The 19199-nt window shown below is 43.1% G+C and carries 20 protein-coding genes and 1 other annotated feature; of the genes, 2 read left to right on the forward strand and 18 right to left on the reverse strand.

The genetic code is table 11. The annotated features are described in order from the left end of the window. Positions 1-70: 70 nt before the first annotated feature. The 4 genes from glnA to KE627_RS00165 form a co-directional block, all read right to left on the reverse strand. Complete coding sequence (glnA, locus tag KE627_RS00150) at positions 71-1414, reverse strand: type I glutamate--ammonia ligase (RefSeq protein WP_014940018.1); 1344 nt, start codon at positions 1412-1414, stop codon at positions 71-73. A 16-nt stretch (positions 1415-1430) separates the two neighbouring features. Then, the gene (locus KE627_RS00155) at positions 1431-1841 is read right to left on the reverse strand and encodes a MerR family transcriptional regulator (RefSeq protein WP_013727970.1); all 411 of its coding nucleotides are present in this window, start codon (positions 1839-1841) and stop codon (positions 1431-1433) included. An 82-nt stretch (positions 1842-1923) separates the two neighbouring features. Next, a complete protein-coding gene (gene miaA, locus KE627_RS00160) occupies positions 1924-2856 on the reverse strand; it encodes a tRNA (adenosine(37)-N6)-dimethylallyltransferase MiaA (RefSeq protein WP_056939153.1) in 933 nt (310 codons plus the stop codon). After that, positions 2853-3599 carry a glycerophosphodiester phosphodiesterase family protein gene (locus tag KE627_RS00165; protein ID WP_013727972.1) on the reverse strand — a complete coding sequence of 249 codons (747 nt, stop codon included), beginning with the start codon at positions 3597-3599 and terminating at the stop codon, positions 2853-2855. The genes miaA and KE627_RS00165 overlap by 4 nt, the downstream gene beginning before the upstream one ends. A 99-nt stretch (positions 3600-3698) precedes the next feature. On the opposite strand from KE627_RS00165, the gene KE627_RS00170 reads away from it, so the two are divergent. Next, positions 3699-3875 carry a DUF3042 family protein gene (locus KE627_RS00170; RefSeq protein ID WP_013727973.1) on the forward strand — a complete coding sequence of 59 codons (177 nt, stop codon included), beginning with the start codon at positions 3699-3701 and terminating at the stop codon, positions 3873-3875. 85 nt (positions 3876-3960) lie between these two features. Here the strand turns inward: KE627_RS00170 and KE627_RS00175 are convergent, their stop codons facing one another. The 7 genes from KE627_RS00175 to KE627_RS00205 form a co-directional block, all read right to left on the reverse strand. Further along, positions 3961-4383, reverse strand: coding sequence for a rhodanese-like domain-containing protein (locus KE627_RS00175; RefSeq protein WP_041805658.1), 423 nt, complete (start codon positions 4381-4383; stop codon positions 3961-3963). Between the two features lie 24 nt (positions 4384-4407). After that, positions 4408-5394, reverse strand: coding sequence for an ROK family glucokinase (locus KE627_RS00180; RefSeq protein ID WP_013727975.1), 987 nt, complete (start codon positions 5392-5394; stop codon positions 4408-4410). Beyond that, positions 5387-5608 carry a YqgQ family protein gene (locus KE627_RS00185; protein ID WP_013727976.1) on the reverse strand — a complete coding sequence of 74 codons (222 nt, stop codon included), beginning with the start codon at positions 5606-5608 and terminating at the stop codon, positions 5387-5389. The genes KE627_RS00180 and KE627_RS00185 overlap by 8 nt, the downstream gene beginning before the upstream one ends. A 42-nt stretch (positions 5609-5650) precedes the next feature. Then, positions 5651-6313: a rhomboid family intramembrane serine protease gene (locus tag KE627_RS00190; RefSeq protein ID WP_013727977.1), complete on the reverse strand. Its 663-nt coding sequence runs from the start codon at positions 6311-6313 to the stop codon at positions 5651-5653. A 20-nt stretch (positions 6314-6333) separates the two neighbouring features. Then, positions 6334-6888 (reverse strand): 5-formyltetrahydrofolate cyclo-ligase, encoded by a 555-nt coding sequence (locus KE627_RS00195; protein ID WP_013727978.1) that lies wholly within the window; start codon positions 6886-6888, stop codon positions 6334-6336. Between the two features lie 80 nt (positions 6889-6968). After that, on the reverse strand, positions 6969-7118 hold the full coding sequence (gene rpmG, locus KE627_RS00200; RefSeq protein ID WP_013727979.1) for a 50S ribosomal protein L33: 150 nt from the start codon (positions 7116-7118) through the stop codon (positions 6969-6971). 114 nt (positions 7119-7232) lie between these two features. Beyond that, positions 7233-9284: a peptidoglycan D,D-transpeptidase FtsI family protein gene (locus KE627_RS00205; protein ID WP_013727980.1), complete on the reverse strand. Its 2052-nt coding sequence runs from the start codon at positions 9282-9284 to the stop codon at positions 7233-7235. 128 nt (positions 9285-9412) lie between these two features. Here KE627_RS00205 and KE627_RS00210 point away from each other — a divergent pair, with 128 nt between their 5' ends. Next, the gene (locus KE627_RS00210; protein WP_056939154.1) at positions 9413-12091 is read left to right on the forward strand and encodes a YfhO family protein; all 2679 of its coding nucleotides are present in this window, start codon (positions 9413-9415) and stop codon (positions 12089-12091) included. Positions 12092-12151: 60 nt separating this feature from the next. Here KE627_RS00210 and KE627_RS00215 read toward each other — a convergent pair whose 3' ends face one another. The 7 genes from KE627_RS00215 to KE627_RS00245 form a co-directional block, all read right to left on the reverse strand. Then, a complete protein-coding gene (locus KE627_RS00215) occupies positions 12152-12469 on the reverse strand; it encodes a HesB/YadR/YfhF family protein (protein ID WP_013727982.1) in 318 nt (105 codons plus the stop codon). 248 nt (positions 12470-12717) lie between these two features. Continuing rightward, positions 12718-13191 (reverse strand): transcription elongation factor GreA, encoded by a 474-nt coding sequence (greA, locus tag KE627_RS00220; protein ID WP_013727983.1) that lies wholly within the window; start codon positions 13189-13191, stop codon positions 12718-12720. Positions 13192-13214: 23 nt separating this feature from the next. Continuing rightward, positions 13215-13889 carry a uridine kinase gene (udk, locus tag KE627_RS00225; protein ID WP_013727984.1) on the reverse strand — a complete coding sequence of 225 codons (675 nt, stop codon included), beginning with the start codon at positions 13887-13889 and terminating at the stop codon, positions 13215-13217. Between the two features lie 20 nt (positions 13890-13909). Continuing rightward, positions 13910-15031: an endolytic transglycosylase MltG gene (gene mltG, locus KE627_RS00230; protein WP_013727985.1), complete on the reverse strand. Its 1122-nt coding sequence runs from the start codon at positions 15029-15031 to the stop codon at positions 13910-13912. A gap of 43 nt (positions 15032-15074) precedes the next feature. Continuing rightward, positions 15075-17486: a phenylalanine--tRNA ligase subunit beta gene (gene pheT / locus KE627_RS00235; RefSeq protein WP_056939155.1), complete on the reverse strand. Its 2412-nt coding sequence runs from the start codon at positions 17484-17486 to the stop codon at positions 15075-15077. Positions 17487-17489: 3 nt separating this feature from the next. Then, the gene (gene pheS, locus KE627_RS00240) at positions 17490-18539 is read right to left on the reverse strand and encodes a phenylalanine--tRNA ligase subunit alpha (protein ID WP_013727987.1); all 1050 of its coding nucleotides are present in this window, start codon (positions 18537-18539) and stop codon (positions 17490-17492) included. A 45-nt stretch (positions 18540-18584) separates the two neighbouring features. Continuing rightward, positions 18585-18801, reverse strand: a binding site (T-box leader). Positions 18802-18838: 37 nt separating this feature from the next. After that, positions 18839-19189 carry a winged helix-turn-helix transcriptional regulator gene (locus tag KE627_RS00245; protein ID WP_013727988.1) on the reverse strand — a complete coding sequence of 117 codons (351 nt, stop codon included), beginning with the start codon at positions 19187-19189 and terminating at the stop codon, positions 18839-18841. Positions 19190-19199 lie beyond the last annotated feature (10 nt).

Raw genomic sequence — 19199 nt, forward strand, 5'->3', positions numbered from 1 at the left:
GTGCACCACCATGAGCTCTTTCAATAATCGATCACGCTCTTATCAAGTGCGGAAAAGTTATTTTAATACACTAATACTTTTCAAGATACTGGTCACGTTCCCAACCGGAAACTTGTGTGCGGTATGAATCATATTCAAGGTTCTTAGCTTCAATAAAGCTACTGTAGAGATGTTCGCCGAGGGCCTTTTTCATCGTTTCATCAGCTGAAAGATCCTTCAATGCATTATGCAAGGTATCAGGCAGGTTAGTGATGTGGCTCTTCTGACGTTCTTCAGCATCCATTCGATAAATGTTTCGGTCAATGCTGTGTTCTGGTTCGATCTTGTTGCGTAAGCCATCCAAGCCGGCTTCCAAGACACAAGCGATTGCCAAGTATGGGTTAGCAGTTGGATCAACTGAGCGAAGTTCCAAACGAGTGGAATTACCACGAGCACTTGGAATTCGAATGAGCGGCGAACGGTTTGAACCGGACCATGCAACGTAGACAGGGGCTTCGTAACCAGGAACCAAACGTTTGTAAGAGTTAACGATTGGGTTACATACAGCAGTAAAGGAACGGGCATGCTTCAAGAGACCGCCTAAGAAGTAATAGGCTTCTTGAGAAATTTCCAACTCGCCATCCTTGTCGTAGAAAGTATTGCCTTTATCGTTGAATAATGACATATTCAAATGCATCCCTGAACCATTAATACCACTCAAAGGTTTTGGCATGAAGGTTGCGTACAAGCCGTACTTGCGGGCAACGGTCTTAACAACCAACTTGAATGTTTGAATATTGTCAGCAGCAGCCAAGGCATCAGCGTACTTGAAATCAATTTCGTGTTGACCAGGAGCAACTTCATGATGGGCAGCTTCAACATCAAAGCCCATTTCTTCAAGGGTCAAGACAATTTCACGACGGCAATTTTCACCCAAATCCATTGGGGCCATATCGAAGTAACTTCCCTTATCGTTCAGATGAAGGGTTGGTTCACCATTTTCATCCATCTTGAACAAGAAGAATTCCGGTTCAGGTCCAATGTTAAATGAAGTAAAGCCGGCTTTCTTCATGTCGCCAAGAACACGAATCAGGTTATTGCGGGGATCGGCTGCGTATGGCTCGCCGTTTGGACGGTAGACCTGGCAGATTACTCGAGCGATTTTCCCACGATCAGTACTCCATGGGAAAATCATCCAAGTTGATAAATCAGGATACAAATACATATCACTTTCTTCAATTCGGACAAAGCCTTCGATTGAAGAACCATCAAACATCAATTTGTTATCGAGGAGTTTCTCCAACTGAGTGATTGGAACTTCAACGTTCTTAATTGTCCCAAATAAATCTGTGAACATCAGACGTAAAAATTTGACGTCCTCGTCTTTTACCATCTTGCGAATATCATCTTTTGAATAATCATGCTTTGTGGCCATCTATCCATCGCTCCTATCAATGATTTAGTTTGTTTAAATTGTTCAAATTATTCGGATCATCAAATGACGAAGAAGGCGGCTTCAATCCACCAATGTTAAGAAACTCGTCTTGAAGAATTTTTCTCACATCACTGTCAGTCAAACCCTTCTCGAGATTACGCTTCCGCTCGTCTTCCAATTGATTCTGCTTCTTGTACACCTCTTTGATACCAGAGATATTCAGACCGTCATCAAGATAATCTTTGATTTCCAAAAGCCGATCGACATCATTCAATGAATACATCCGTCGATTGCCTTCATTACGAAGCGGCTTAATCAATTCCTGCTGTTCATAATATCTGATTTGTCGTGCTGTCAAGTCAGTTAGCTTCATCACAGTTCCGATCGGCAGAACTGACATTGAACGCCGTAATTCCTTCTCTCGCATTGTTCACCTCCTAAATCTTGTACCCATAATACCATTCCCATAATCAAAGTCAAGACTAAATGTCACATTTTATAACATGAATTTATTGATTGTTGTCATCCAGCCATTTTTCAACGTCACTTTCAATCTCCGATAACTGATTTGGTCGCTGAACCAGGTTATACCAATTTGGTTGCGGGTCAGTTTTGTTCCTAAACCAAGTTAATTGGCGCTTGGCGTAATGGCGTGAATCCTTCTTGATCAGCTCAATTGCTTCTTCCAAGGTCGATTGGCCCTGAAAATACGGGAATAATTCACGATAGCCGATCCCTTTGCCGGCTTGAAATTGCTGTCCGTCATGGTCATACAACCAGCGACCCTCGGACAGCAGTCCCTGCGCCATCATTTGATCGACCCGCTGATTGATTCGCTGGTATAACAACGCCCGATCCGTCGTTAATCCAATGACGAAGGCATCGTATTTTGATCCGGCATTATGCTGATCAGAAAATCGGTGACCGGTGTTTATGTAGACTTCCAAAGCCCGGACAACCCGCCTGACGTTGTGAACCGGAATGGCCCTTGCTGCGGCAGGATCCACTTTGGCGAGTCGTTGGTGTAGCGCCAAATCCCCTTTTTCTTTGGCTTCAGCCAGCAATTGTCTTCTCAAGTCATCATTTTGATACTGGTCGCCACCAAGTTCCAGCCCAGATAAAAGTGCCTGAAGGTAAAAACCGGTTCCACCGACGATTATTGGCAGCTTGCCGACTTCGTGAATGGCTTCAATCAGTTTCGAAGCATCCTGAACGAAATCGGCAACAGAAAAACGTTCGTCAATATTTCTAACATCAATTAAGTGGTGTTTGACCCCTGCCATTTCTTCCGGAGTAATTTTAGCTGTCCCAATGTCCAAGTGTCGATATACCTGCATTGAATCTCCGGAAATAATCTCGGCGTTAAATTTTTGAGCGAGTTTGATCGACAAATCCGTTTTCCCAACGGCAGTCGGTCCGACGATTGCTAAAAGTTTGATCATTCCAGTCCCTCCCGCATCTCTGACCTGATCTGAACAGCTCTGGCAGGATAGTCGGTGATGATAGCAGCTAGGTTGCGTTCAAAACAGTACTGCATATCCTCTGTGGAATTGACGGTCCAAGGACGCAGATTTTGAGCAGGGGCAAAAAAGGGATGTCGTTTAAGCCAACGAATGTCCGGATGGAAATCGGCAATTAAATGGTCCTTCTTGAGGGTTTTGGCCTGCTTAGCGGCAGTTTTGAACAATTTGGCACCGGCTAATTTAGGGTCCAGCCGGTTGAGAATTTCAAGGGACCGGGCATTAAAGCTGGAGTAAATCAGCTGAAATGGGTAGTCGATTGACGCAAAATAGTCAAAAACCGCTTTTTCAATCCCTGGATACTGAATCTTGTTGGTCTTCAACTCTAAGTTAAAAATTCCCGTGAAGTTGTCTTTAATTAATAATTCCACCACCTCTTGGAGCGTGGGGACCGTGGTTCCCTTAAATTCACTGCTGAATCGAACACCAGCATCCAAATGTTTAATCTCAGCCAGATTTTTGTCAACAATTCTGCCAGAACCGTTGGTGGTTCGATCAACTGTTTCATCATGCATAATAATTAACTGATGGTCTTTTGAAAAATGAACGTCGGTTTCCAGGCCGTCTGCCCCATCGTCAATGGCGGTTTGAAAAGAAATCAGTGTATTTTCCGGTCGGGTTCCTTTACTGCCGCGATGAGCAATAATTTTGGTATTGATTTTCACAATAAACTCCTTTTTGAACGATTAATTAATCAATTAACTAGATATCTATGAAAAAATAAAGCATAATGAAAGTATAAACGAGTATTGGAGGGTTTAGATATGAAACAGTTTACTAATGGGCTCATTGTTGGTGTTCTCGGAACCGTTGCTGCTGGGGTTGGTGCTTTACTAACATTCAAAAAGTCAGTTGTGGATCCAATCGAAGATGAAGAGCAAAAATTCGAGGATAACCGAAAAAAGGCAATGCGTAAAAGCCGAGCTGCCCACCACGGATAAAACATTATCCAATCCATTACACTAATATCGATTATAAAAATAGGACTATGAACAAAACGACTGCTTTGTTCATAGTCCTATTTTATCAATAATTACTCTTTTTTTCCTTACCATTCCAACCTTGATAACCACTTTTTAAGATATAAAGATCTTTATAACCCTTTTTGCTTAAAAAGAGTGCGGCTCGTTTGCTGATCGTTTTGCCTTGATCATACATATAAACCGGCAAGTCTGGACGAAGCTGACTGTAAAAGTTTTTGATGGTTGAGTAAGGCATGTTGCGAGCACCTAAAACATGACCATCTTTAAAACTTTTTTGTTCTCGCAAGTCAATGACCTGAGCTTTTCTCATGCCTTTTTGAAACTCATCATTTTTCAAATACGTTGCAACCTGTTTAACACGCATATTTTGAAAAATGGTATAGCCACCCCATGCAAGTAAAATAACGATCAAAATGATGGTTGTCACCAGATTGGCGGTGATTGCACCGATTATCAACAAAAACATCCCTCTTTCTCTCAAATAATTTGATTATTTAGTTCCAAATGGTTGATTATTTCTAAATTGCAAGGCTAATGATGCGGCACCAATAATTCCGGCATCATTCCCGAGTTGAGCCAACTTCAACCGTGTTGAGTCACGAACAGAAGGAAAGGCGTTCTCTTGGAAATAACGAGTCGTTGGTTGAAGCAAGGTGTTACCGGCGTTGGAAACACCGCCTCCAATAATGATGTTTTCCGGGTTCAACGTGTTACCAATGTGTGAAAGTGCCAATCCCAAGTATGAGCAGACCCGATCAACAATTTGGTTCGCCAAGATATCACCGTTATCAGCTAGGAAGAAGACCATCTTCGATGACAAATCTTCGTCGCCATCAATCAATTCTTTAATCCGTGAATGGCCGGTAAACTTCTTGGCCATATCTTTAGCAATATGGACAACCCCGGTTGCTGAAGCGTATTGTTCCAAACAGCCACGCTTTCCACAGGTACATTGATATCCATTAGGGACAACCGTGATATGACCGACTTCCCCGGCACCACCGTTAATACCATGAACCAGCTTGCCATTGGCGATAACACCACCACCAACGCCAGTTCCTAAAGTAATGAAGACAACATCTTTTGCCTTGTCGCCGGCACCTTTCCAATATTCACCGAGAGCGGCGCTATTCGCATCGTTGTCGATCAGAATTGGTAAATTGAGATTGGCTGAAATGGTTGCTCCAACCGGTTGCACGATATCCCAGTTCAAGTTATATGCTCCAACAACTGTTCCCTTTTCGCGGTTCACAGCACCGGGAGTTCCCATGCCGATACCATAAAAATCACTTGCGTTATAGTCGTCTTTTCTCATTTGATCACTAATTGATTTGATCATGTCAGGCACAATGTGACTGCCGTGTTCACTAATGTTGGTTGGGATTCGCCACTTCGTCAGGACGTTTCCTTTTGTATCAATGAATGCAAATTTAACTGTCGTTCCACCCAAATCAATTCCGATTAATTTCTTAGCCAATGTATTTTCCCCTACTTTCTTGTTTTTCTTCAATTCGATGTTCCCGCGTTAAAATCAGTTTGGCATGAATAAACTCATCATGACTGATCAGCTTGGCATCATGGAGATGGTCCAACTCCAACGCCATGACTTCAATGTCCCAAAGTCGTTTGCCGACATATACATAAATATCGAATTTTTTCAGCAGCTGCTGAACATCATACAGCGTTTTCATTATCTCACATCCTCATGTAAATTTCTTTCATTTTCAAAAAATTTAAAATTTTGCCCGCATACCTATTGTAAACAAAACGAAAGCGATTACAACCAGCATAATTGCCGAAATAATTCGTTTGGTTTGGCTGGTCTTGGAAAAACCGACGCCCGTCACGTACGCCACAAGGAATCCACCAACCAGTCCCCCCAGATGCCCAGCAATATCAATGCCGGAAACAAAAATATCGGTTCCGATATTTAGGATAATAAACAACAGGAATGTTTTGGCCATCGAAACAATTGCCGGGTTTTTGGAAAAACTTTCCCCCAGCATCATAAAAGCACCAAACAGTCCAAAGATCGCAGTACTGGCACCGGCAGACAAGCTGTCGGTAAAAGCAAAACTGCCCAGGTTGCCCATGATGCCGGAAACAAAGAAGATAACCGCAAACCGCCAGTGTCCAAACAATTGCTCAACATACTGGCCGATAAAGTATAAGGTGATGCCGTTCATTAAGATATGGGTGAAGCCAATGTGAATAAACATTGGCGTGATCAATCGCCAATACTCGCCGGCACGGATGAGTGGGTTGTATTTAGCGCCGAATTCGACCAAGGTGACGGGGTTTTCAGTTCCGCCCATTACTGACATGATCGCAAAAACCACTACCATGATGATTAATAGTCCATATGTGATATAAGGCTGATTTCGTAAATTACTCATGAACCCCTCCTGTTATCCGTTTAGTAAATGAGTTTGTCGACTTTAACGTCAAAATCTTCCACGTTCCAGACGGGTTCGTCAAATAGTTGAACCGGCGTCACCAAAGCGATACTTGTGCCGGTAAAGCCCTTCAAAAAGCGATCGTAAAAGCCGCCGCCAAACCCAACTCGAAAGTGATTTTTAGAAAATGCCAATCCCGGTACCAGTAAAACATCCAGCTGGCTTTTTGCCAGCACTTGACCGCCAACGGGCTCAATCGTGCCAAATTTGGTCTCACTGAGTACCGTATCAGGTTCCAGCAGCACAAAGGTCATCTGGCGGTGCGGAAGTGTTCGGGGAACTGCTACTTGTTTATCATGGGTTAACGCCCAGTGAATAATTGGCTGGGTATCAAGCTCATCATCCATACTGAGGGTGATCCCCAGCGTCTCACTATTCGCAAAGTGTGGCTCAGCGAATAACTGCTGATACAAGCGTTGAATTTCCGGTTTTTCTTGTGGATCTTGTAAAAAGTCATGAAGCCGAGCGATCTGCTGATCTCGCAGGGCGGCTTTTAATTGGTTACTTTTGGCCATTTACCTCACCTGATTCTTCAGTCAAATCTAATTGACAGACTCTGTTGTATATAAAAAAGGTTTGGGTATTTACCCAAGCCTTATTTGGTTTCTCGATGTAATGTAACTTTACGCTCGCGTGGGCAATACTTTTTAAGCTCCAAACGGTCGGGATTGTTTCGACGGTTCTTGCTGGACAAGTAAGTACGTTCGTGGCATTCAGTACATTCCATTGTAATGTGTACTCGCATGGAATACGACCTCCAAACTTTTATAGAGTAGCTAGTCTAATAGCCTCAACTTAAAATATTTTATCATCAATCCTGATAAATTACTAGGACAAAATCGATAAATGTTAAGTGTTTTTACTTAACAGTCGAAGTTGATTGGACCGTCTTCCAGTAAGCAGAGTAGATTTGTTTGGCCAGCGCCATGTTATTACTTTCAGCGTTAACCCCCAGGTTAGGCATTGCCAAAGCAACCACCACCTGTGGATGAGTCGATGGCGCATATGAAGCTAAACTCAGGGTAACTGTTTCGTTACCATTATAAAATGTCTGAGCAGTTCCAGTTTTGGCAGAAATTTCCGGTTTGATGGAATCCAACATCCCACCGGTCTTGTAGGTGTTGGTTCCATGAACCACCCGATACAAGCCGGTTGTGACCACGTTTCGTTGCGCTTGAGTCATATCAATATGATTGAGCACCTTTGGCATCACTGTCGCTTTAACCGTTCCTAATTTACCATCTTGGCTGGTGCCGCGAATTGCTTGAACGACATGCGGTTCAATTCGATTACCACCGTTGGCAATGGTAGACATGTACTGAGCAACCTGCATCGTTGTGTAGGCGTCGTAGTTACCAAATGAAAGATCCAAGGCACTTCCAATGTGCTTATAGCCGCTGGCACCCTGTAACCCGGTAGATTCACCAGGGATATCAATCCCAGTCTTGACCCCCAAGCCAAATTGGTTGAAGTAACCGCGCATCGTGTTGAAGACGTTGGGACTCATGGTTAATGCGCCACCTTCAACATAGTTGAAGTGGCCTTCTTTCATCGCTAACTGCATCATATAAGAGTTGGAAGAAACTTGCAGCGCATCACTGGCATCAACAGCAATATTTGCATGACCGTTGTGGTTGAACCAAGACGACTTTTTAACACCACCGGTCGTAATTGGCTGATCGGTTAAGGTACTGTTGGTTGGTGTAATGACATGATCCATCAATGCACCGGAAACCATCGCACCCTTGACAACAGAACCCATAACAATTGAGCTGTTAATGGTTCCTAAAATATTATCAGTGATCTTGGATGTCTTCGGATTGCGGTCAACCCCCGCCATTCCGATGATGGCACCGTTATTCGGATTCATGACGACCGCATAAGTTCCGGTTGAATTACCACCGGCACCGGACTCGGCAGAACGGACTAAGGATTGGAGCTGCTTTTGGAATTTGGCATTGATTGTCAATTGAAGGTTGTCACCTTTTTGACCGCCATATTTCTTAATTTCCTTTTTGATCTGATTATCGCTATTCAAAATGATTTGGGTCTGGGATTTGGTTCCCCGAAGAACCGGTTCATACTGGCGCTCCAGATAACTTTGACCGACACTGTCGTTTCGTGAGTAGCCTTGTGCCAATAATTCATTGACCCGATCACTTGGCAGACCGCTCTTTTCATTCGAGACAGTTCCGGTGATTCCCTGAATTGAACGGCCATTTGGATAATTACGACTCCAACTGGTTCCAACATTAACCCCAGGCATATCGGCCAGATGTTCCCCCACCATGGCAACTTCTTTGGTGGAGACGTTGTCATCCTTAATATTAACGGTGGATAATTGGTAGGCACCACTCATCTTGGCGAATATGGTTGCAGCATTTTTGAGTGCTGATGAAAAAGTGGCATTTGGATAACTTTCAACCTTATTGACAGCCTTGTCGTATTTGGCATCCTCAGAATAACCGGAAATCCCAGGGATTGACTTTTCGACTTTGGCTAGATTATCTGTGTTTGCCAAATAGTAATCAGCCAGCTGGCGCTTGGTTAAACTGCCGGTAGGAACGGTCACATATTGGGCTAATCGGTTGGCGGTCTTGTACATGTCCGAGGACAACACATTCACGCCCTTGGTATAGATAATTGCTTGGTGCGCGGAATTGCCGACTAAAACGTGTCCGGTTGAATCAAAAATCATTCCCCGCTGAACATTCCCGTTGACCACTGAGGTATCCGAACGGTTCACTTCGGCTTTAAATTTAGAACCGTACATCACCTGTAAATAGGCCAACTGGGTCAGTAATGCGACAAATAAAATTCCGACAATAATAAAAATAATATTAATTCGAAAAGGCAGTGAAACAGCCTTTGCTTTGTTCGTTTTCTTGGTGCGCTTTTTAAAAATTTTCACGATATTAACTCCTTGCCATGAAACTTATTCTATCAAATTTTCCAACTAAAAACTACAACCGGTAGTCAATCTTTAACTTATTATGATATTCTATATGTTGTTAATCACTTTTAAAAAGGATGTAGATTATGAATTCAAAGAAGACAACGAAAATTTCCATATTAGTGCTGTGCTTTTTGGTACCGGTGCTAATTTCCACCAGTTACTTTATTTTCCGCCACTTTGCTCCGTTTGGCGGCTCGTCAGTCATGACCGTTGACCTGGGCCAACAGTATATTGACTTTTATACCAATTTCCACGACACCCTCCTACATAGTCCAAGCGGCTTTTTCTTTTCATTTTCAAAGGCTCTTGGAGGCGACATGATGGGAACTTGGGCTTACTACTTAATGAGCCCGCTGAACTTGATTATGTTGCTTTTCCCACTTTCTAAATTACCCAGTGTCTTGGGCATCATCACGATTATCAAGTATGGTCTGGCTGGTTTAAGTTTTGGCTATTTCTTGATGAAAGTTACCAAACACGTTGGCTGGTCAATCATTGGTTTCTCTGCTTCGTATGCGATGATGGGCTGGATGGTTGCCAACCAATTCAACATGCTTTGGACAGATGTGTTGTTCGTTTTGCCAATGATTTTCTATGGGCTCTTCAAGATCTTGAAAAATCAGTCGAGTGCCATCTACATCATCAGTTTAACGGCCATGTTGATTATGAATTACTACATGAGTTACATGATCGCCATCTTTTTAACCCTCTTCATGTTCATTTACTGGGCTGCCAAGGCATTGCCGGTGGAAAACCAAACATCGACCAAAGCCGTTCTCAAATGGCTTAAGGCGTCAATTCTGAGCGGTATTTTAGCTGCCTGGCTGCTGCTGCCGACCTTTTTCTCGCTTCTGGGAAGCAAAACCCAATATTCAAAGGGCCAATACAAAATCAAGTTTGAATATAACCCACTGGACATGTTGGGCAAGTTCTTTAATGGATCAGTTAATTTCAATGAACTGCCTGCCGGAACAGCCAACGTCTTTGTCGCCAGTGTCGTTTTGATCCTATTTGTTTACTACTTCTTTATTCCAACCATCAAACGAAACGTCAAAATTGCCAATCTTTCGTTGACAGCATTTATGATTCTATCAATGTGTTTCCAACCACTGGATCTGTTCTGGCACGGTATGCAGCTGCCGGTTTGGTACACTTTCCGTTTCTCCTACCTCTTCTCGTTTTGGATGATTCTGACCGCCTTTCAAGCCTTTCTGCATATCTTGGATGAAGGCATCAACTGGAAAGGTTATCTGGTCACTGCCGGTATCATGGCTTTGGGCGTTCTTTACGTCGAACTCCGCTGGAAGCATCTCGAATACATGCGCCACTTCGACTTTCTCTGGGGCTGTGTTTATTTGGTCGTTTCCCTTGGGATCGTTGTCTTCTTAGGCATTTATCGCAGAAACATTGTTCTGGCGATGACCTTGGCCGTGCTGATGAGTGGTGAAATGGCCCTTAACATGGTCACCTCACTGAATCATCTTGATTATTTGAAGGCCAGCAATTACACCCAGTTTGAGCGGGTGATGCGCAAACATGTCAATAAGATTAAGCAAAAAGATAAGGGATTCTATCGATTGGGAACCACTTTCTCGCGGACCAAGAATGACGCTTTCACTGGTAATTACAATGGCGGCTCAATCTTCTCGTCAACCCTAGAATCCGATACGTCTCAATTCTTCAAAAATATCGGTCAGCCAAATGGGGATTCATTTGTCCTTTACTCAAACGGAACCATGTTTACTGATTCATTGTTGAACATGAAGTATTACATGAGCCACCAGATTCCGGAAGCTAATCCGAACAAGAAACCAAAGAAGCAGCTGTTGACTACTTTGACAAGAAAACCAGATTACAACAATTACACCTTGTTGTCACAGGACGCCTTGATTGGTACCTACCGGAATCCGTATGCGGTCCCGATTGGTTTCCTGGCGCCTAAATCCGGAATGGAACATAATTCAATCGCCAAGAGCCCGATCACTTACCAAAACCAAATTGCCCATCGTCTGGATCCAAACATCAAGAACTTGTTTGAACCAGCAACCTACACTGACATGCGGTATAACAACATTCAACCGATTTCTCAATTAGATAATGCTGTCTTGAAGAAAAAGAACCTCTTGGAAATGTCCTACATCATTTTCTCTGTCCCAATTGAGAAGAACACGTCTTACTACATGACGTTGGGAACCGAAATCAATAAAGGCAACATTTCAATTTCGGTTGATGGTCAAGCGCAGACTCAATTTACACCATCTGAAAAAACCATCATTGCTAACATTGCCACAGGTACCAGCATCAATACCACTGCAAATGTTCAAATCTTTGTCAACAAGAATAACGCCCTCTTACAAGACGTGAAATTGTACAAAGTGCATAATTCAAAGATTGCTCAGTTCTCTAAGGACTTAAACGCCAAGCCGTATAAAGTTACGAAGTGGAACCACCATCAGTTAACCGGAACGGTGGACGTCAAGTCCAACAATCAAGCATTGACCACGACCATTCCATTTGAGAATGGCTGGACTGCTAAGGTTGATGGTAAATCAGTTAAACCAAAACGCTGGGCAAAGATGTTCCTGTATATCCCAATCAACAAGGGTCACCATAAGGTTGTCTTTACTTACTGGCCTGAAGGGCTGAGAGTCGGCCTACTAATCACTGCTTTTGGCTTAGCATTTATCGGCACCGAGGCAACGTTAAAACATCGTAAGAAACAAAAAGCCAAGCACACTGAGACACCAACAAATACCAAATAAATTGCATGATTAAAGGGATGAAAACCATTTTGGCTTCCATCCCTTTTTGGTTGGTTACGTTTATTTATCAAGATCCCCATTAGGTGTGTACGTGTATACAACATTTTCAGGATCTTTTTCTGGATTAAAATCGACTTTCAAATCAAAGCCGACAAAGAACCAGCGATCATCCTCGTCAACGAAATAAGTAATTCCGTCCTTTTCAGTTTTGGTATAAGTCTCACCTGGATGATCATCGCGGGTTAACGCTAACGAGAAGCCTTCATGGACGGGAGTCTTCCCATAAACCTTTCCATAGAAGCGCACACCATTGCCTTGGCTTAACCCCATTTCAGATTGGAACCATTTGCTTGCGGAATCAGTTACATCAATTTTCATTATTATGCCACACTCCTAAAATCTGTGTTTGTATTCGCTTACAATCGATTATAACATCATTAAGGTATTTCACAAACGATATGCAAGCCGATTAGACACTGACATTGTTCATCAAGGGGCTCTTCACCTTTCAAAACGTGACGATTGCGGGCTTAATTTAACTTATCAAAAAAGAACTAACCGTTGAGCAAAGATGCTCACAGTTAGCTCTTTTCACATACTAGGTTATTTGTAATATGCAAGTTGCTCTATTCAACCTTAGTGATTTTAACTTTCATGGTTCCGGCCGGAATGGGAATATTAACTTCTTCATTGAGACGGTGACCAATGAGCCCCTTGGCAATTGGTGAATCATTGGAAATTTTACCTGACATTGGATCAGCTTCGGCCGCCCCGACAATTTGATACGTTTCGGGATCTTCATCAGGCAGTTCTTGGAAGGTCACTTTCTTACCAACCGTCACCTCATCCTTGTCACTATCATTTGAATCAATGATTTGGGCATATTGAAGCATGTGCTCAATCGTTGTAATTCGACTTTCAAGCATACTTTGTTCATCTTTAGCAGACTCATACTCTGAGTTCTCAGATAAGTCCCCATAACTTCTTGCAATTTTGATACGTTCAACCACTTTTGGTCGTTGGTTTACTTTCAAGTCTTCTAATTCTGCCTTGAGTTTATCGCGACCATCGGCAGTCATTGGATATGTGTCTTCAGCCATTTGGTAATTTCCCCTTTTTATCTTTATATTGTTGAATCAAGGTTATTTTTAATTTCTTTGTTGCCACGCCGCATCAAAATGGAACGCATTTTGGTTGTCAGCAAATCAATCGCGACTTGGTTCTCCCCACCTTCGGGGACGATCAAATCTGCGTAACGTTTGGTTGGCTCGACAAACTGGTGATACATTGGCTTAACCGTCATCAAATACTGATGAATAATGTTATCCAGTGAACGACCACGTTCTTTGGTATCCCGTTCAATTCGCCGAATTAACCGAATGTCATTGTCTGTGTCAACAAATACTTTAATATCCATTAAATCACGTAATCGCTTATCGTCAAGGATTAAAATTCCTTCCAAGATGATAACTTCGCGCGGTTCTTGGTGAATGGTCTGCTGACTGCGGGTAAATTGACCATAGTCATAGACCGGTTTTTCAATCGGTTCATATTGCAACAGTTGCTTGAGCTGCTCAATCAACAGATCAAAATCAAATGCCATCGGGTGATCATAATTCACCTTTTTGCGATCGTCCATCTTCATGTCAGCTTGGTCATTATAATATGAATCCTGTTGAATGATCGTGATCGAATAATTGGATAATTGGTCAAAAATCTTGCGTGCAACCGTGGTCTTGCCACTACCGGATCCTCCGGTAATACCAATAACGACTGGCCGTGTTTTGTGATTTACCATGTAAATAGATGCCCTCTCAATTAGTTGTTATCGGAAGTATGCGCTGCAATTTGCTGCTGATGTTCAGCATACGTCTTTGAGTAATATACTTTTTTCGTCTTGGTATTGGCAACGAAGTACAGATAGTTCTTTGAACGATCCAAAGGATGCAGGACAGCACTCATTGAACTAATGCTTGGGCTGTCAAATGGTCCCGGACCAAATCCGGTATACTTATAAAGATTGTATGGCGAATCACTCTGCAGATCCTTGTTCGTCAAAACTTTGTTATTTCGGTGAATGGCATACAAAACCGCGACGTCTGATTGTAATGGCATGTTGATATCGATCCGATTCAACAATACCCCAGCCATCTTCCGTCGATCGGTCTGGTTGACACCTTCCCGTTCAATCAATGACGACAAGGTCATGAACTGCTGCATGTTCATCCCGGATTTTTTAATGGCGGCAAAGTGCGGCGAAACCATCTGATTGGTCTTGGCAACCATTTGGTTAACCAGTGACTTCAGCGACGTATTCTTTTCCACCTCATAAGTTGCAGGATACAAATAGCCTTCAAGACGGTAGCGAACGTTTTTGGCTTTCATCGCCGGATTAAGCAGCTTCGGATAACGACTAGCCAGTTGTTCAAGGTATGTCTGGTTCTTCATTAATTTCAAGAAATCTCCACGATCGAAATCAGTTGTCACTGAAATCTGGGTCGCAATTTGGTCAATGTTGGCGCCTTCTCGAATCAAAACTTTCCCCTTGGTGCTTTGGATCGGTTGATCAGTCCCGCCGCGTTGAAGCCGTTTGGCAATTGTTTTGAGGCTCATCGAGGGTTTTAGTTGATAATACCCAGCTCTAAAGTTGGCCATGTTGTTGGATTTGACATAGTAATCAAAGACCATGCCACTTTTAACAATTTTTTTATTTTGCAGGATCGAACCAATTTGCTTGTTCGAAGCGCCAAGCGGAATGTGAACCTGAGTGACGTTAGTGTTCTGTGGGTTCAGTGGCTTTAAGGCATCTTGAAAATACCGGTAGCCCATCAGCCCGATTGTTGCAGCTAAAATAACCAGTAAGGTAATGACAGAAATAATAATTCTTCGCCCGAGGCTTTTATTGGGTTTGGGGTTTCGTCGACTTGAGTCATCGCTCATGAGAAGCTCCTCCTATCTGTTCAATTTAATTATAGTTTCCAAATTATCTAATTTCTGCATTTAAATCAGCTGTTAACCGTTTTTTAATCTTTTCAAAGGCGGTGTTGACCACTTCGTCCTTCAGGGTTTCGCGGGGATCCACATAAGTCAGGGAGTAAGCCATTGATTTCTTGCCGTCGGGAACATTGTCACCTTCATAGACATCGAATAAACGCACATCGTTCAAGAAGGCACCACCACGTTTATTCATAACCGCCAAAATTTGACTGTTGGTAACATCCTGATCCACAACTAATGAAATATCCCGTTTGATTGATGGATATTTGGAGATAGCTTGGTATTGGTTGTCATCTTTTGGCAAATCAATCAACTCCTGCATATTGAGTTCAAATCCATAAGTTTCCTTGATTTTGAACTGCTTGGCAATTCGTGGATGGATTTGGCCCAAGAAACCGACGTAATGGCCGTGGATCGAAATGTTGGCTGTCCTTCCCGGATGCATTTCAGGATATTGATCAGTGGCAGTGTACTCAATGTCACCTTTGACGCCCAAATTAACCAAGAACTGGTTAACAATGCCTTTTAACTGGAAAAAGTCGACCGGCTTGACATGGTTATTCCACAGAGGATCAGTGAAATTGCCCGTGACAACTCCGGCAATGTGTTCAACTTCTTCAGGCCGAATTTGGTCCGCACTATCTTTGTAAAAGACCCGTCCAGACTCGTAAAGGGCCACATCGTCAACTTTGTGGGCATGGTTATAGGCAACGTCATCAAGTAATCCTGACAACATGTTCATTCTCAGCACCGCATGATCCTGGGTCATTGGCCAGAGCAGCTTCGTTTCTTGACTATCACGCATCAAAAACATTTTTGCTTTTTCAGCAGTAGTCAAAGAATAAGAGATCGCCTGAGTCAGGCCCAAGCCTTCCAAGGCAGTTCTGGAAGCGCGCTGCAGTTTTTGAATCGGCGTCAAAACACCAATACTTTGCCGTCCGGTCGGCAGCGTTGCCGGGAGATTATCATAACCGTAAATTCTGGCAACTTCTTCATACAAGTCAGCATCGCGGAAAATATCCCAACGACGAGCCGGGATGGTCACATTTAAACCGTCATCGTGGGCTTCGCTTGAAAAGCCAAGCCGATCAAAAATACTTTTAATTTCTGCGGTGGTTAATGAAGTTCCAAGAACATGATTGGTTCGTTCAGCGGTAATATAAATCGTTGGCAGTTTAGGATGATATTCACTGGCAGTCACCGTGCCTTTGGCGATCTTGCCTCCAGCAAGCTGCTTAATCATGCTGACAGCTTCGTCAACAGCATCTTGGACACCGTCTGGATTAATTCCCCGTTCGAAGCGTTGGGAGGCCTCAGAGTGCAAATTATGCCGTTGGGCAGTCTTACGAATCTTGAAGGAATCAAAAATCGCGGATTCAATCACCACGTTGCTGGTATTGTCATCGATTTGGGTGTTGAAGCCCCCCATGACACCAGCTAGGGCAATCGGTTTGTCGTCATCGGCAATCACAATATCGTCTGCGGAAAGCTCGTGTTCATCCTCATCAAGCGTGGTTAATTTTTCACCCTTTTGAGCCAGGCGAACATTGACGTTACCGTTAATTTTATCTTTATCAAATGAATGCAATGGCTGACCGTACTTGAGCAAAATATAGTTGGTAACGTCGACGACATTGTTGATCGGTCGGATGCCGGCGTTCCAAAGAACAATCTGCAGCCAAGAAGGACTCGGCGCAATTTTGACTCCTTCAACAACCCGCAGCTTGTAGGTTTTGGCAAGTTGATCGTCAGCTTTTGCCTGAATTTCTTGATTGGCATCCAATGAACTGTCTTCATCAACCACTGGTTTTTTAATTTCTGGTTGCTGGTTATAGATTGCAGCCAGGTCGTGAACAGTGCCCAAAATGCTTAACATATCACCACGATTGGGAGTGACATCAAGGTCAATAATGGGATCATCCATTCCCAAGTACTTGTAAATTGGTTCACCAACAGGCACATCGTCATCAAAAACGTAAATACCGTCGGCCCATTCCTTAGGGATGACGTCTTTGCTGAACCCAATTTCATCCAAGGCACAGATCATGCCGGATGATTCAATTCCGCGCATCTTGGAACGCTTGATTTTAACGTTGCCACCAATTCGTGAGTTGGGCAGCGCCACGATAACTTTTTGGTCAACGTCCACATTTGGAGCCCCACACACAATTTGTAAGGGTTCGTCTTCTCCGACATCCACTTGGCAAACGTGGAGGTGGTCCGATTCCGGATGTTTGGTCATTGATAAAATGTGGCCGACAACAAGCTTTTTCAAGCCGTCTTCGGCAACGGTGACAGAATCCACCTCAACCGCTGTTCGTTCGATCTTTTCAGCCAGATCTTTAGCGGGCATATTCAGATCTAAATATTGTTTGAGCCATTTATATGAAACTTTCATTCTCTAATTACCCCTCTTACTGAATTGATTTAAGAAGCGAACGTCATCCAAATAGAAATCACGGATATCGTCAACACCATATTTAAGCATTGCGAAACGATCCGGACCGACTCCGAAGGCAAAACCACCATACTTCTTGGAGTCAACACCGGCCATGTCCAAAACATTTGGATGAACCATTCCGGCACCTAAAACCTCAATCCAACCAGTGTGTTTGCAGACATCACAACCCTTACCCATGCAGTTAAAGCAAGTGACGTCAACCTCCACAGACGGTTCCGTAAATGGGAAATAACTTGGACGAAGACGAATATCGAATTTATCACCAAAAATATTTTGGGCCATCGTGATCAAAGTACCTTTCAAATCGGCCATAGTGACGTGTTCATCGATAAACAGCCCTTCAACTTGGTGGAATTGATGAGAATGCGTTGGATCATCAGTATCCCGACGGTAAACGATTCCAGGTGAGATCATCTTCAGCGGTCCCTTTGAAAAATCATGTTTCTCCAGTGCCCGTGCTTGCATTGGTGAAGTTTGGGTTCGCATTAGGATTTCCTTACTTATGTAGAATGTATCCTGCATATCCCGGGCTGGATGATTCTTCGGTAAGTTCATCATTTCAAAGTTGTACTTATCTTCTTCAACTTCTGGACCGGAAAGGACTTCATAGCCCATCCCCAAAAACAAATCGACAATTTGGTCAATGATTTGTTGAATCACGTGCGGCTGGCCTTGTGCGACCGGCCTTCCAGGCATTGTCACATCAATCTTTTCAGCTGCAAGTTGTGCATTGAGGGCAGCATCTTCCAATTTTTCACGATGATCAGAAACGGCTTCGGTGATGGCATCCCGAATCTTATTGGCATAACTGCCGACTTCCGGCCGTTCTTCAGGGGTTAATTCTTTGATTCCCCGCAACGCAGCGGTAATCGGGCCCTTTTTGCCGAGTAAATGCACTCGAATTTCATTTAATGTTTTTAAATCACTGGTTTGCTGAATATCAGCAAGCCCTTTTTCTTTGATCTCTGTCAATTGATCTCGCAGTGACATAGTATCCCTCCAGTTCAAATTTTAAACACAAAAAAACTCCGCCCGATAAGGGACGAAGCAACGCGGTACCACCCTAATTTGCTGTCAAAAGACAACACACTTAAGACATCGCTAACGGTGATTAACCGGAAATTTTTTGTTAAATAACGCCCAATTTCAGCTCGAAAAATGAATTCGTGAAGATTTCCTACTTCGTTCTCACCAACCACGAAGTCTCTCAGATAGGTTATCAACCTACTACTTTTTTCTCAAACGCTTTACATTAGTGAATAATAAGCTAAAACAAAAAAATGGTCAAGCTACTTTTCAACGCTTGGATACCATTTTTCTGACCATGTATGAATTTCATGCATGATTGGAGCTAATTCTTTGCCTTGTTCAGTCAATGAATACTCAATTAAAGATGAATCATCGTGTTCGGTTCTGACAACGACACCATCGTCTTCCAGTTCGCGCAGGCGCTCTACCAGTACACGATCGCTGCACTTGGGGATTTGTCGGGCAATCTCCCTGAATCTCAAAACACCTTCCTGAAGGAGGACGTCAATGATTAAGCCATTCCATTTTTTTCCAAGGAATGAAAATGTCTTCTCGAACTTGGGACACAAATAATAATTAATGGCATCTTGCAGACCAACTACTTGTCGCATATAAATTCCC

The organism is Lentilactobacillus buchneri (assembly GCF_018314255.1).
Classification (GTDB): domain Bacteria; phylum Bacillota; class Bacilli; order Lactobacillales; family Lactobacillaceae; genus Lentilactobacillus; species Lentilactobacillus buchneri.

Bases quoted from the DNA above. Each gene is read 5' to 3' on its own strand.
- pheT (WP_056939155.1), bottom strand. From the start codon at position 17,486: ATGAAAGTTTCATATAAATGGCTCAAACAATATTTAGATCTGAATATG.
- KE627_RS00195 (WP_013727978.1), bottom strand. From the start codon at position 6,888: ATGGCCAAAAGTAACCAATTAAAAGCCGCCCTGCGAGATCAGCAGATC.
- KE627_RS00155 (WP_013727970.1), bottom strand. From the start codon at position 1,841: ATGCGAGAGAAGGAATTACGGCGTTCAATGTCAGTTCTGCCGATCGGA.
- rpmG (WP_013727979.1), bottom strand. From the start codon at position 7,118: ATGCGAGTACACATTACAATGGAATGTACTGAATGCCACGAACGTACT.
- miaA (WP_056939153.1), bottom strand. From the start codon at position 2,856: ATGATCAAACTTTTAGCAATCGTCGGACCGACTGCCGTTGGGAAAACG.
- udk (WP_013727984.1), bottom strand. From the start codon at position 13,889: ATGGTAAATCACAAAACACGGCCAGTCGTTATTGGTATTACCGGAGGA.
- KE627_RS00175 (WP_041805658.1), bottom strand. From the start codon at position 4,383: ATGTTTTTGTTGATAATCGGTGCAATCACCGCCAATCTGGTGACAACC.
- mltG (WP_013727985.1), bottom strand. From the start codon at position 15,031: ATGAGCGATGACTCAAGTCGACGAAACCCCAAACCCAATAAAAGCCTC.
- greA (WP_013727983.1), bottom strand. From the start codon at position 13,191: ATGGCTGAAGACACATATCCAATGACTGCCGATGGTCGCGATAAACTC.
- KE627_RS00185 (WP_013727976.1), bottom strand. From the start codon at position 5,608: ATGAAAACGCTGTATGATGTTCAGCAGCTGCTGAAAAAATTCGATATT.
- KE627_RS00190 (WP_013727977.1), bottom strand. From the start codon at position 6,313: ATGAGTAATTTACGAAATCAGCCTTATATCACATATGGACTATTAATC.
- KE627_RS00215 (WP_013727982.1), bottom strand. From the start codon at position 12,469: ATGAAAATTGATGTAACTGATTCCGCAAGCAAATGGTTCCAATCTGAA.
- KE627_RS00210 (WP_056939154.1), top strand. From the start codon at position 9,413: ATGAATTCAAAGAAGACAACGAAAATTTCCATATTAGTGCTGTGCTTT.
- pheS (WP_013727987.1), bottom strand. From the start codon at position 18,539: ATGTCACTGCGAGATCAATTGACAGAGATCAAAGAAAAAGGGCTTGCT.
- KE627_RS00245 (WP_013727988.1), bottom strand. From the start codon at position 19,189: ATGCGACAAGTAGTTGGTCTGCAAGATGCCATTAATTATTATTTGTGT.
- glnA (WP_014940018.1), bottom strand. From the start codon at position 1,414: ATGGCCACAAAGCATGATTATTCAAAAGATGATATTCGCAAGATGGTA.
- KE627_RS00170 (WP_013727973.1), top strand. From the start codon at position 3,699: ATGAAACAGTTTACTAATGGGCTCATTGTTGGTGTTCTCGGAACCGTT.